This is a genomic window from Pseudoalteromonas byunsanensis, from assembly GCF_001854475.1.
Classification (GTDB): domain Bacteria; phylum Pseudomonadota; class Gammaproteobacteria; order Enterobacterales; family Alteromonadaceae; genus Pseudoalteromonas; species Pseudoalteromonas byunsanensis.
Window position 1 is genome coordinate 89934 of record NZ_MNAN01000027.1, and the last position, 13491, is coordinate 103424.

The window sequence follows — 13491 nt, forward strand, 5'->3', positions numbered from 1 at the left end:
ATCCTGATCTCTATGACACGCGATTAATATTAGGATGTGTTGCGCTAATTGGGTCAGTATAGCCAATTAGGCTAAGTGAAAATAGCACTAAAGGGTATATGATATAAGTGCAGATAGTGCAAAGCAGACCAGTGAAATATCTGTAAAACATTGCTACCATATGCCAAATTTTATTGACGACATAGTGTTATGAAAGTCACAGCTTTATATCCAGGTACTTTTGATCCATTAACCAATGGTCACGCCGATTTAATCAAACGTGCTGCAAAAATGTTTGATGTCGTGCTACTTGCCATTGCACATAACCCGAACAAAAAACCTTGCTTCTCTTTAGAAGAGCGAGTTGCTTTGGCCGAGGAAATTCTTGCTGAACATAAAAATGTAAAAGTAATTGGTTTCTCTGGGCTACTGGTTGATCTGGCGAAGCAACATAAAGCCAATGTGTTGATCAGAGGGATACGAGCAGTGTCAGATTTTGATTATGAATTTCAACTGGCTAATATGAATCGGCGTCTAAACCCAGACTTAGAAAGCGTATTTTTAACCCCTTCTGAGCGTAATTCATTTATTTCTTCCACTTTGGTAAAAGAAGTGGCACTACACAAGGGTGACGTCAGTGAATTTGTTCACCCACTTGTAGCAAAAGCTTTACAGGAAAAATTACACGGATGAAATTATCGTACCTCAACGCAGCCTTGTTATTCGCAACAAGCTGTAGCAGCATCGCTAGTCCTTGGATCAACACCAATGAAAGTGAGCTAAAACACTCAGTTGATATGCTGGTCAGTGCTGGTTTAATTAACCGCCCAGTAAATCAATACCCGCTGTTATGGCAGGGCCTAATTCAAGATCTAGATAAAATCGATCAAAAGCAGGTTGCTGTTAATGTACAATTTGCCCTCACACACTTGCGCCATGCCCTGCATCAAGCCAAACGCAGCCAATACTCTAGTGTCACAGCACATTTTGACGATGAAGCATCATTACCAGAAGGTTTTGGTGAGCGTCAGGCTGCTAAGTCTGGCATATCAACTTATAGCATTATGACAGGCGACCATGTCAGCGCAAAAGTGCAGGTCAACTATGCTGATGACGCGCTTGATGGTAAGCAAATCAATCATTATGGAAGTCATCTTGCTATACTCGTAGGTAACTGGTCATTCAGTGCTGAGCGCCTTAATTACTGGTGGGGACCTGCCAACGAAAATGCCTTACTGCTATCAAATAATGCGGCACCTATGACAGCGGCACGTATCAGTCGTGCTAATAGTAATTACGAAGGACCAAGTTGGTTATCGTTTATAGGACCATGGCAAGTCACTGCTTTAGGCGCGAAACAAAAGCCCACGCTTAGCGACAAACGAGATGGCGAGTTCTGGGGAATACGCTTATCCAGTTCACCACTTCACGGGTTAGAGCTGGCATTTAGTGCCACAGCAAGTGATTTTGTGCTTGAACTACCTTTAAACGCTGAGCTACCAGCTGCAAAACAAAGATTAGCGGGTGTTGACGTAAAGTATTCAAGGCTAATTCTGGGCCAACCTATTTCAGTATATGCAGAGATTGCTGGTAATAATGACAGCGGCATACTACCTACAAAAAACACTTATACCGTAGGGTTTGAACATTTTATAGGTAATACTGATTATCGCCTCAAAAGTTACCTAGAGTTCAGTGACAACACCATGAATTGCCACGCGCTGGAGGCAAACTTTCAGTGTAACTTCACAACCCCACAAGGTGGCTCTGAATACACTGAGCGCGATCAGTGGCTAGGCGCAGCCATTGGCCCTCAAGCAAAAAGCCTAACTGTGGCTAGTGATTACTATCAAACCGGAGGCTATGGTGGGTTTGCAAAACTCAAGTTCATAGAGTTAGAAGCTTTGAATACTGAACGAACATTGTTAGAACTAGGTTATCAACAAGGTTTGTTTAGCGGCTTGTTAAAAGCAGGTGTCTCTGTGTGGCAAGATAAACAAAGCAATAATGAGAATGAACAAACACGAAGTGCCGCCAAATTAAGCTGGGAATATCAATTTTAATGTAAGGGAGTAAAGATCCTTTAGGATGCTTTACTCACTTTTTCGTTTTGAAGTCTTTATACTTGGCTATCCACTTTTGGCTCATTGTAATAAGCCTTAGATAATCTTTGTTGATGAACAAAGATATAACTATCAGAAAGTCTGATAATTTTATGAGCATGCTATATAGGTACCAAAACCACCATGCTTCTTGGTTGTCTCGAATCACAATATCCGCATACATTAATAGAAACAAAAGGCTGTTGAAGCTTAAACAAAAAACCACATAGTAATAAGTTGGTGAAAACTTGAGCTTGAGTATTCTATGCAAGACCCACACCAAGGCAATTAGCTCTAAATCGTATATGACCCAAAGCAAGAACTGATTCACTGTGCCAGTAAATAAATCATATGAAAAGCTACTTAAGCCGTAAGATGCAGCAACTAAAATCGATATCAGTAGCACCGATGAGCTAGTTGGCTCTCTATACTTCAGCTTGTGAAATAACTGATATATGACCGAAAAAACCATCGCAATGACGATAAACTTATCAAACAAAAAGGGGATATCTATAAAAAAGTTATTATCCACAAACTATCAATACCCTGTAGGAAACAGAAAATATAAAAAACAAAGAGCACAATCGATTCGGCCAACTTTAGGGGGGGGTAAAACTCCACTCGTGACTCATTTGTTATGTGTGTTTAAAACGCTTGACGTTCTTGAAAGCGCTTTTATTTTATTCAAAAGACTTCCTATAAATAAAAAGTCTCGATTTAAAATAAGCACAGCAACCATCATTAAGTCCAAGAAGTTGACTGAAACGCTGTAGACTGTCCAAAACCACCAAGGTTCACTATTTTCCAAAACAAACCTATCAATATGCATAGCAAAGAATAACAAGCCGTTCATTGATAAACCGAATATAACATACCAATAAGCTCTTGATGGCACGAGCGAAAAGAGTTTATGCAGCAGCACGATAGCACTCACTGTTAACAAATCACTTAGAAAGAGTATGAAGTAAGGATATGTTGCTGCTAGTATTTCTGATAAAAAGTGGTTACTCAAGAAGTAAGAGGTTGCAATGATGCCGGCAGTGATCACTAACGAGTCATTTTTGATTATGTTAAGGACACGAAAGCTAAGATTAAACACAAAAGCCAGTATTAAACCTAACAGGATAATTGTGTCAAAATGTAAAGTTAGATCACCAAACAAAATTCAACCTCTTTAAACCTCTCGGTATCTTAATCGTAACTTTTAACGATAACACCAGCGGCGCGGGCACCACTCACTTGACCGAGTAATTCTTTATTTGATAGTACCTTAGCAGAAAGAACAGTCGCTTGACTAGTATTACCGTTTAAGCTTGAATGTTTTTTACCCGCCATTGTTTTTTTTAGTAGTTTCATATTTTCCCCTACAACAAATTTTAAACATTTATAATATGTTTATAACATTAAAATTACAAACCAAGCTTTTTTGTAGCAAATATCAAGCCACCATTATTTGACACTTCTAACTTGTGAGTTGAATCTACAAAAGATAGGGATAAACTGAATCTAAGAGCAAAAAAAAAGGGCGCCTGGGATCAACCAGACGCCTTTTACGGTCTTTCAGGGAGTTCAGGCGACAAACTTACACGGGATCACCGTACTTTTTGCCGCCTTTAATAGGAATTCCATTGCCACTTCGTCGCAATGGTCTTTACGCAAACACAAGTCACAGTCCTTCATTACCTTTTCAGGTAACGTGTCTTTAGTGCAATAACTAAAGCCTTGCTTAGTAAAAAAGCCCGGTACGCGCGTTAACACAATCACTCTGTTAAGCGCCAGTTTACGCGCTTTGATCAGTAGATACTGAACTAACTGCATACCTTGCCCTTTAACATGAGTTTGCGGGTCGACCCCTAGAGAGCGAATTTCAGCTAAACCAGTGTCATAAATGTACAGCGAGGCGCACCCCGTGATCTTGCCATCCACCACCGTCACAGCAAATTCGTTAATGGAGTGGATCATGTCACTTTTTGCCCGCGGCAAGTTTTCGCCGACCTTTGCCCAGTGCTGAATGAGCCCCGCAATAGCATCCACATCATCCAAATTAGCGTCTCTAACTAGGATTTGCTGTTTTTTTTTCGCCGCTCGTACGGCTTGCTCTACTTGCGTGACCGATGTACCACCTAACGCCTGACGTGCAGCAATGCCCGCATCCAACTCCAATACTGGATACACATCGTCGGTGATCACAGAGCAAACCTGCTGGAATGTCTCAAGGCTTAACTGCTCTAGGTTTTTACCCTCAGCAATGGCTATTTGTACCAATTGGCCAACAATGTGATGTCCCTCTCTAAATGGGATCCCTTTCGCAACTAGATAATCAGCCAATTCTGTGGCATTGGCGTGCCCACCTTGTGCCGCCTTACGCGTCGTTTGAGCATTTACCTTTAAGCCTTTAATACAGGCCTCTGCCATATGAATACAAGCAAGCCAAGTAGGCATCGCATCAAACAAGCCCTCTTTGTCTTCCTGCATATCTTTATTGTATGCCAGTGGTAGTGCTTTGAGGGTCATCATCATGGCACTAAACGCCCCAAATACACGTCCGGTTTTACCACGAATTAACTCCAGCGCATCTGGGTTTTTCTTTTGTGGCATTAATGACGAACCTGAGGTGACATTGTCTGCCAGTTCAATAAACGCAGCTTCACCTGAATTATAGAAGATCAAATCTTCTGCAAAACGTGACAAGTGCATCATCGAAATACTGGCGCAAGCAAGTAGCTCAACCACAAAGTCCCTATCTGATACTGCATCTAAGCTATTACGGCTCGCATGACTAAAACCCAAATTGGTCGCCAAAGTTTCTCTATCAATCGGGTAAGCGGTGCCAGCAAGCGCGCCGCTACCAAGCGGACACACATTTAAACGAATGAGCGCATCTTGCAGACGAGATTCATCCCGCTCAAGCATTTCAACATAAGCCATACACCAATGACTAAAAAGCACAGGTTGCGCACGCTGCAGATGGGTGTAACCCGGCAAAATAGTGCCAAGTTCACGTTCCGCCAAATTCACAAAGGCAGATTTTAAAGAGCCTAAGGCAGCCAGCAACTGCTCAGCACATTGACGACTCCAAAGTCTAAAGTCTGTCGCCACTTGATCGTTGCGACTGCGCCCTGTATGTAGCTTTTTAGCTAAGTCGCCCACCTGTTCGATAAGCTTTGCTTCAACATACGAATGAATATCCTCATACCCAGCATTTGCAACCGCACTTATATCTTGCTGTACGCTTTCTAGTAAAGCATTCAACGCTGCAACCAGTTCCTGATGTTCTTGCTCATTGAGCACGTTCACCTGTTGCAGCGCGCCAGCCCACGCAATGGAGCCAACGATGTCCTGCTCCGCCAATTGATAATCAAAAGGCAAAGAGTCATTAAATTGTTTAAATGCCGCATCCGGACCCGATGAAAAACGCCCGCCCCATAACGCCATAATGTTTCTCCTAACGATCTGTATTACGACTTTTTGTTTAATGCTGCTATCCGGCTGGATAACGAGAATAAACGAATAAACCCTTCGGCATGAGATTGATCGTAAACATCATCTTCGCCAAATGTTGCAAAGTCTTCACTGTATAAACTGTTCACTGATTGCTTTTGCACAGCACTCACATGTCCTTTATATAGCTTCAAAACCACATCTCCGGTAGCAACACCTGATAGTGCTTCAGCGCCCGCTAAAATCGAATCTTTCAGTGGCGTAAACCAGCGACCGTCATACACTAAATGTGCAAATTCACAGGCCAAGGTCTCTTTCCATTTACGACTAGATTTATCTAACACCAACTCGTCAATGGCTTGCAACGCCGCCATGATCACAGTACCTCCTGGTGTTTCATAACAGCCGCGAGACTTCATACCCACTAAACGGTTTTCGACAATGTCAACGCGACCCACACCATGGGCAGAAGCTATCTGATTTAATTGCACCAAACACTGGTAAGGGCTAAAACGCTCACCGTTAACAGCTACCACCTGACCCTCTTCAACTCTTACCGATACAAACTCGGGTTTATCTGGCGCTTGCTCTGGTGACACAGTCCAAGTCCACACTTGTTCACTCGGTTGGTTCCATGGGTTCTCTAGCTCACCTCCCTCATGAGAGATGTGCCATGCGTTGGCGTCACGACTGTAAATTTTGGTTGCTGATGCAGAACATGGAATGTTGCGCTCAGCTAGATATTCCAATAGTGATTCACGGCTGGATAAATTCCACTCACGCCATGGCGCAACAACCTTAAGATCCGGTGCCAACGCCGCAAAGCAAGACTCAAAGCGAACCTGATCATTACCTTTGCCGGTACAACCGTGCGATAACGCATCGGCACCTACTTTACGTGCTACTTCAACTTGCGCTTTGGCAATGATAGGACGCGCCATTGATGTACCCAGCAAATAGGTGCCCTCATAGATAGCGCCCGTTTTCAGCGTTGGATAAATATAATCACTAACAAGCTGCTCTTTTAAATCCACGATGTAGCATTCAGATGCACCTGAAGCGATAGCTTTTTCTTCAACACCTGCTAACTCTTCCTCACCTTGACCAACATCAGCCACAAACGCCACAACTTCACAGCCATAGTTTTCTTTTAACCAAGGAACAATCGCCGATGTATCTAAACCACCAGAGTAGGCCAATACAACTTTTTTGATTTCGCTCATTTGCTTTACATCCTTACACGTAATTTGGATTTAATAGAGATACCAGCAAAGCATTCTGGGCATGCATGCGGTTTTGTGCTTGTTGAATTATTTTTGAATTTTTGCCGTCCATCACCTCAGAGGTGATCTCATACTCTCTATGCGCAGGCTGGCAATGCAATACGGTACTCGCGCCTGTTTGCTTAACTAATGCTTGATTGATTTGATAAGGTAAAAAGGTCTGTTTCACTTGCTCCAGCGACGCGTTATTTCCCATAGAAACCCAAGTATCTGCATACAGCGCATTCGCGCCTGCTGCGGCTTCAATTCGGTCACTGATCAATACAGACGCCCCATTTGCGGCTGCGATCTGTTCTGCTTGCTTAACTATTTGCGCATCTGGCGAGTGTCCTTTGGGACAGACCGCCACAAAGTCGGTCCCTAAAGTAGCCGCCAACAACATTAAGGAGTGAGTAACATTATTACCCTCCCCCAAATATGCCAGTTTCAATTGGCTTACATCACCGTGTACTTCTTGCAAGGTTAAAAAATCTGCCAATGCCTGACACGGGTGATATAAGTCACACAAACTATTTACCACTGGAATGGAGGCATGTTCAGACAATGTAGTTAAGGTGCTGTGATGATTTACCCGAGCAACCAATGCATCAGCCCAAGCGGAGATATTCAACGCGAAGTCTTTTACCGACTCACGATTGCCTATCGCACCATTTTGCTGATCTAAATAAACGGCATGTCCACCTAATTTATTGATGCCTATATCAAACGACAAGCGCGTCCGTAGGCTAGGCTTCTCATATAGCGTCACTATCGATTTGCCCGTCAACGCATTCGCATATTCTTGTGGCTGACTTTTAATATTTTGTGCAAGTTGTAGTAACTTTAAAATCTTTGCTTGGTCTAACTCTAGACCCGTTAAAAAATGTTGTAGCATGTTTAATCCTATGGAGTGATTTTGGTTCCGATATGCGCACCTTCAACGAGCGCCCCCAAGTTTTCTGGCTTTTGCCAACTTGAGATATACACTCCACGTCGTAAGTGTTGGGCTGCGCGAAGGCTGGTCTTAACTTTGACCTCCATTCCGCCCACTATCACTCCTGTTGCAATTAACTCTTCTATCTGTGACTTATCTAATTGGTGAAGCGGTTGCTTATTGGCATCCAATACCGCTTCTACGTCTGTCATAAATATTAATTCCGCATTGAGTTGACTCGCTATGGCGGCCGCCGCTTCATCCGCATTCACGTTATAAAGCTGTCCATCTTCACCAATTCCGACAGAACTAACTAAAGGAGTACGCCCCAGCTCCAATAAAGCCGCTAAAATCCCTTTGTCATGTGTAATACACTCACCAACCTGACCCAATGCCTTAAGTTTTTGCTGTGCCATCAAGCCTGCTTCATACAAACAGCACCCTACCGGCGATAAACTCTCATTGATGGCATGCGCCATCAGTTGCTTATTGGCACATCCTGCAAGTGCACCAACAATGTAAGGCATTTGTTCTTTTGGGCTGATCCGCAAGCCCTGATGTTTTGCAGTTGCAAACCCTGCATCATTCAACCAGCGGTCCACCAAAGAGCCGCCACCATGAACAAGAACAAATTGTTTTGACGCATCACTGTTGCTGATCTTCGCAAGTTGTGAAAATAACGCCTGAGCTGCACCTTCCGCATCGAGCACCGCTCCACCTATCTTGATCACCCATGTTTGCATTACCACACTCCTTTTAAGCCAAGTTCGCTACTAAGCGAACAGGCTAAGTTCATGCACTGCAGCGCTTGACCAGCCGCGCCTTTAAGCAAGTTATCAATCGCAACCACAACAATGAGTTGCTGACCTTGCTGTTGCCAACCTATATCTACAAATGGTTGTCCAGCAACGCTTTTGATGGAAGGCAACTGCGCGCCCTTGAGGCGTATAAGCGGCTCATCTGCCAGTACCTGATAAGCTTCACTGATCTGTGATGACGTCACTTGTGGCTTAAGTTCTATATAGATAGTTTCTAAGATGCCGCGCGAAAAATTCCCCAAGTGAGGTGTAAACAACACGTCATGACCGAGATGTTGACTGATCTCTGGGGTATGACGATGATTGAATAATCCATAGGGTGCCAAAGACACTTCACAAAAATGTGTATTTAAACTGGCCTTTCTTCCTGCACCAGTGACCCCAGAGACGGCATTGATGATAATTTGACGATCCGCCAATAAATTTGCCTGTTTCAAAGGTTTTAAAGCATTTAGAGCGGCTGTTGGATAACATCCTGCAACCGCAACCAATTGCGCGCCACTGATAGCTTGTGCATTCCATTCAGCTAAACCATATTCAGCTTGCTCTAACCATTGCGGGTAAGGGTGGCTAAAACCGTAATAACGCTCGTAATCAGCACTGCTTGCTAAGCGAAAGCCACCTGAAAGGTCAAATACCTTTTTACCCATTGCTAAAAATTTGGGTGCCAGTTCAACACTCACTTGATGATCTGTGCATAAGCAGACGAAATCCGCCTGCTCGGCAATGTCTGCAAAAGCTTGTTCGGTTAAAGGGAGTAAGGGCGTGTCGAGCAAAACTCCATGCTCGGGATACAACAGGCTCAATGACTTGTTCTTATCCAAGCTTTGCTCTGACACGTAACAACCCGACAGGGAGAAGTTGGGGTGTTTGGCTATAAGGCTGGCAAGTTCTGCACCGCTATATCCGCTGGCGCCGACTACCGCTACTTTCTTGTTCACATTCATCATTTTTAATCAAGGTCTCTTATTTGTATTGCGTTTACAGGTCAAAATGAAATTAAATAGTGAATGAGTATCGTCGCATGCCAGCCTCTAAAATATTTATGCTAAAAAAGTGAATTGATATTCATACTAAACACCTTTAAATTGTTATGCAAACACTTTGAATAAATATTTTGGATTTTTTATGGCAACCCCGACTTTTTTAGCTATGTATCAGCAACTCATCGCCAACCCATCCGTCAGTGCTTTGGACGAGTCTCTTAATATGAGCAATCGTCCTGTGATAGAGCTGCTGGCGCACTGGTGTGAAAGCCTTGGCTTTACAGTGGAGATCACCGAACTGCAAAGCGCCCCTGGTAAATTCAACTTACTCGCCAAGCGCGGTACTGGGGAAGGAGGTTTAATGCTTGCGGGCCATACCGACACCGTACCATTTGACGATAGTCGCTGGAACTTTGACCCATTTCAGTTAAAACAACATGACAACCGACTCTACGGTTTAGGCTCAATAGATATGAAAGGCTTTTTCGCCTTTGTATTAGATGCCATCAAAACACTCGATGAACAGGGTGCAAAACAAACAGAACCACTGTTAATTTTGGCAACCGCCGACGAAGAAACCACAATGGCTGGCGCGCAACAAATTGCCAGGCACCCTGATTTAAAACCCGCACGCTGTATCATAGGCGAACCCACAGATATGACGCCGGTATACACGCACAAGGGGCATATGAGTAGTGCGATTCGAATCCTTGGTCGCTCGGGTCATAGCTCCGATCCTGACAGAGGACTAAATGCAATTGAAGTCATGCATTTGGTGATTACAAAATTATTGCAACTAAAAGAACAGTTAAAGAATAAATATTCACTTTCTGATTTTGCTATTCCCTACCCGACACTGAATCTGGGACATATTCATGGCGGTGACAACGCCAACCGTATTTGTGGCTGTTGTGAACTGCATATTGACCTGCGCCCTCTACCTGGGTTGAGCATTAAAGAGCTACAAATATTACTGTTAGAAGCAATCGCTCCTGTTAATGCACAATACCCTAATAGTGTTGAAGTCATTGACCTGCATGACCCAATCCCAGCATTTAGCGGTAGCACTGACAGTGCATTGGTTAAATTGGCCGAACAAGTATCAAATTCTAAAGCTGTGGCAGTTAACTACTGTACCGAAGCGCCATTTATTCAACAGCTTGGCTGTGAAACCATCGTTATGGGTCCTGGCAGCATTGAACAAGCACACCAACCCGATGAGTTTCTAGCAATAGAGAAAGTAGCACCGGCACAGCAGCAGATCAGCTATTTGATAAATGAGCTGTGCTTTAGTTAGCACCTCAAGTCATCATGTGCTGACGTAAACTTGGGAAAAAACCAAATAACCCGAAGCCAATGACCAAAAAAAAGCTGGCAACCTGCCAGCTTTTTTTATCTCGGTTAGATCGGTGAGCCAGGCGGCATCTTCAGTGCTTTAAACCCTTCTGGCCACTTACCACTTTCAAGAAATACATTGACCTGTCTTGCTAATTCATGACGATAGGCAGTTTCTTCGCTGACGTTGCTAAATAACGACTGCTGATCAAACTGCTTAGCAACACGCATTAGTTGGAACCTAAGCTGCGCTTGAACCTCAGGTTCAACCTTGTCGGAGCTTGCCAATTGCGCCATGCGTACAGCTGTTAAATACTGAACACGTTGCACCAGCTTTTGCGCCATACCGGTACTTGCATTTGCCTCAAACACCTTGTGGTACAAAGCATTCATCACCTGCTCAACACCTAAGTGCTTAGCATCTCTTGCTTTATGCTGAGCCAATCGGTTTAATCGTTCAGCGTTGAGTAGTAAGTTAAGGCTGTGATTCGCTGCGACTTCAGGTAAGGCCATCGCATCGAGTGTGAGCCCTGTTCTACCATACACACTTTCTCGCGTTTTGCTCTCGCCATACGCTTTTGGCGGGATCAGTGCCAAAACACTTTCAGGAATACGCAACTGCTCAGCGTCGAGCGTTTTCAAAATCGCCTGTAATGCTTTCTTTTGAATTGTTTTATCAACGACTTTAGCCCCTTTGACGGCATTGGCTGTGCGAACTTCATAGTCATAATCAACTCCACCAATTAATTTAACAGCGGATTCAACTTGATAGCGATGAAATAAAAACAAGGGTACCAGCTTTTCTTCCAATTGAGACAAGGCAACACCAGTTTTTATATTATTGATACCAAAAGTGTTTAGAGCTTGCTGGCGAACATCTAACACACGCAATAGCTCTGCCGCTGGGTCCGCACCGTTATCCCACAAATGCGCCGTCGGATGTGCACCGCCTTGCGCTCTTGCATCGCTGTCAGAAATAAACTCTAAGCCCAATTCACGGTTTTGTGCCAAAATATCAGCCAACCCCTGTGCTTCATCGGCATCACTAAAATCACTGTAACCATACTTAACAACTTGGGTATCCCATGCCCCCATGCCTTTGGCATAACCCTGCGTAATATCTAGTTTTCCGTTAGCATCAAATGAAACCAGTGGATGTGGATAATCCATCACCGACGCTCTGTCTTTGATTGAGGCAGAGAAGTTATGGGCAATGCCCAAAGTATGACCGATTTCGTGCGCGCTGAGCTGGCGAATACGATCAAGCGCCATATCATGTAAGCGACTGACCACTTCATCGCCTTTCACAAATGGTGCAGCCAGTGCCTCGGCGATTAAAATATCTTGGCGCACACGCAAAGAGCCGAGCGTCACATGACCTTTAATGATCTCACCTGTACGAGGGTCAATTACCGATGCACCGTATGACCAACCTCGTGTTGCACGATGCACCCATTGGATCACGTTATAGCGAATATCCATCGGATCTGCGCTTTCAGGCAAAATTTTAATTTGAAAGGCATTTTTATAACCTGCTGCGGCAAAAGCATCATCCCACCATTTTGCGCCGTCTAGCAAGGCTGTTTTTACCGGCTCTGGCACGCCTGGGTCAAGGTAGTAAATAATTGGTTCAACCGGTTCGCTCAGCGCTGCGCTGGGGTCTTTTTTAGCCAAACGATGGCGCGGAATGTAACGCACCAACATAGGCTCCCCTAATGGTGCCGAATAGTCTTTATGCTCAATGCTCCAATACCCCGATTGAGGGTGGAATTTACGAGGCTGATAGTTATCATCCGGCAGCTTAATCAGCGAGTGATGCTGATGAACCGTAATCGAATATGGATCTGCCACTGCTTGGCGTACGTATTCACCCGGTTTATTACCGGTAAAGGTCAACACGGCTTCTAGCTCAGTATTATCAACAAACGCTTTACTGCGCTCCATAAACACGGCGCTGCGAGTGCTATCTAGATTAAAGCTGCCCTGTTCACGCTGTGCGAGCGTGCGGCTCACCGCATGTACGTCTGACAAAAGGTATGGTGTGTAGTCTATCAATACGCTATCGCTATCTTCAGCAACCACATTAAAGCCCTGCAAAATACTTGATGCAAAGGCTTCATTGACACTTTGTTGCTCCGCAGGATTCGACGAGCTGGCACGATAATAACTATTTAACGCACGTAACATTACTTTCTCACCAAAGCGCTCAAACTGTACCAAGTAAGTACCGCCAAGCTGTCCTCTATCTAATCCAATATCATTAGAGCCAACACCGTAAGGTAAGCTATGCTGTAGAAGAAATGGTTGCTTTAGCTTATCGACATCCAGATAGATTTTGCCGCTGGAAGTGTCAGCATAAAAGGAATAATACCCCGGAAAACGATTTAACTTGTCAGTAAACTCGTCAATAGACTTAATTGCTGCGACAGCTTGAGTTATCATAGCGCCTAGCAAAGTACAGAATATGACGGATAGCTTGGCTATTTTTCGCATGATCTTACCTTGTTATTAGTGGTTTTAATGGCTGATTCAAACCCAGTATATAAAATTGTATACAAAGTTCAGCCATTTTAAGACGAAATTAATTGCGGCCTGAGATCTCCTCTCACATTATATAGACTCAAGCCACAACGT

Annotated in this window: 11 protein-coding genes; 3 read left to right on the top strand and 8 right to left on the bottom strand. The window is 44.0% G+C overall.

What is annotated here, in order from left to right:
- The first annotated feature begins 189 nt into the window (after nucleotides 1–189).
- Both coaD and BIW53_RS06380 read left to right on the top strand, forming a co-directional pair.
- Nucleotides 190–672: a pantetheine-phosphate adenylyltransferase gene (gene coaD, locus BIW53_RS06375; protein WP_070991040.1), complete on the top strand. Its 483-nt coding sequence runs from the start codon at nucleotides 190–192 to the stop codon at nucleotides 670–672.
- Nucleotides 669–2042: a capsule assembly Wzi family protein gene (locus BIW53_RS06380; RefSeq protein ID WP_070991041.1), complete on the top strand. Its 1374-nt coding sequence runs from the start codon at nucleotides 669–671 to the stop codon at nucleotides 2040–2042. Before coaD ends, BIW53_RS06380 begins: the two co-directional genes overlap by 4 nt.
- 667 nt (nucleotides 2043–2709) lie before the next feature.
- Here the strand turns inward: BIW53_RS06380 and BIW53_RS06390 are convergent.
- From BIW53_RS06390 to argC, 7 genes are all read right to left on the bottom strand, one after another.
- Entirely contained in the window at nucleotides 2710–3243 is a 534-nt protein-coding gene (locus BIW53_RS06390) for a hypothetical protein (RefSeq protein WP_070991043.1), read from the bottom strand.
- A gap of 29 nt (nucleotides 3244–3272) precedes the next feature.
- Nucleotides 3273–3437 carry a hypothetical protein gene (locus BIW53_RS20855; RefSeq protein ID WP_175442099.1) on the bottom strand — a complete coding sequence of 55 codons (165 nt, stop codon included), beginning with the start codon at nucleotides 3435–3437 and terminating at the stop codon, nucleotides 3273–3275.
- 213 nt (nucleotides 3438–3650) lie between these two features.
- Nucleotides 3651–5516: an argininosuccinate lyase gene (argH, locus tag BIW53_RS06395; RefSeq protein ID WP_070991044.1), complete on the bottom strand. Its 1866-nt coding sequence runs from the start codon at nucleotides 5514–5516 to the stop codon at nucleotides 3651–3653.
- 23 nt (nucleotides 5517–5539) lie between these two features.
- Nucleotides 5540–6745: an argininosuccinate synthase gene (locus tag BIW53_RS06400; protein ID WP_070991045.1), complete on the bottom strand. Its 1206-nt coding sequence runs from the start codon at nucleotides 6743–6745 to the stop codon at nucleotides 5540–5542.
- A 13-nt stretch (nucleotides 6746–6758) separates the two neighbouring features.
- Nucleotides 6759–7679 (bottom strand): ornithine carbamoyltransferase, encoded by a 921-nt coding sequence (locus BIW53_RS06405; RefSeq protein ID WP_070991046.1) that lies wholly within the window; start codon nucleotides 7677–7679, stop codon nucleotides 6759–6761.
- A gap of 8 nt (nucleotides 7680–7687) precedes the next feature.
- The gene (argB, locus tag BIW53_RS06410) at nucleotides 7688–8467 is read right to left on the bottom strand and encodes an acetylglutamate kinase (protein WP_139158792.1); all 780 of its coding nucleotides are present in this window, start codon (nucleotides 8465–8467) and stop codon (nucleotides 7688–7690) included.
- Nucleotides 8461–9477, bottom strand: coding sequence for an N-acetyl-gamma-glutamyl-phosphate reductase (argC, locus tag BIW53_RS06415; protein WP_245699371.1), 1017 nt, complete (start codon nucleotides 9475–9477; stop codon nucleotides 8461–8463). The genes argB and argC overlap by 7 nt, the downstream gene beginning before the upstream one ends.
- 187 nt (nucleotides 9478–9664) lie before the next feature.
- On the opposite strand from argC, the gene argE reads away from it, so the two are divergent.
- Nucleotides 9665–10819 (top strand): acetylornithine deacetylase, encoded by a 1155-nt coding sequence (gene argE, locus BIW53_RS06420; protein ID WP_070991049.1) that lies wholly within the window; start codon nucleotides 9665–9667, stop codon nucleotides 10817–10819.
- A 104-nt stretch (nucleotides 10820–10923) separates the two neighbouring features.
- Here argE and BIW53_RS06425 read toward each other — a convergent pair whose 3' ends face one another.
- A complete protein-coding gene (locus BIW53_RS06425; RefSeq protein WP_070991050.1) occupies nucleotides 10924–13350 on the bottom strand; it encodes a zinc-dependent metalloprotease in 2427 nt (808 codons plus the stop codon).
- Between the last annotated feature and the right edge of the window lie 141 nt (nucleotides 13351–13491).

Bases quoted from the DNA above. Each gene is read 5' to 3' on its own strand.
- coaD (WP_070991040.1), top strand. From the start codon at position 190: ATGAAAGTCACAGCTTTATATCCAGGTACTTTTGATCCATTAACCAAT.
- BIW53_RS06380 (WP_070991041.1), top strand. From the start codon at position 669: ATGAAATTATCGTACCTCAACGCAGCCTTGTTATTCGCAACAAGCTGT.
- BIW53_RS20855 (WP_175442099.1), bottom strand. From the start codon at position 3,437: ATGAAACTACTAAAAAAAACAATGGCGGGTAAAAAACATTCAAGCTTA.
- argH (WP_070991044.1), bottom strand. From the start codon at position 5,516: ATGGCGTTATGGGGCGGGCGTTTTTCATCGGGTCCGGATGCGGCATTT.
- BIW53_RS06400 (WP_070991045.1), bottom strand. From the start codon at position 6,745: ATGAGCGAAATCAAAAAAGTTGTATTGGCCTACTCTGGTGGTTTAGAT.
- BIW53_RS06405 (WP_070991046.1), bottom strand. From the start codon at position 7,679: ATGCTACAACATTTTTTAACGGGTCTAGAGTTAGACCAAGCAAAGATT.
- argE (WP_070991049.1), top strand. From the start codon at position 9,665: ATGGCAACCCCGACTTTTTTAGCTATGTATCAGCAACTCATCGCCAAC.
- BIW53_RS06425 (WP_070991050.1), bottom strand. From the start codon at position 13,350: ATGCGAAAAATAGCCAAGCTATCCGTCATATTCTGTACTTTGCTAGGC.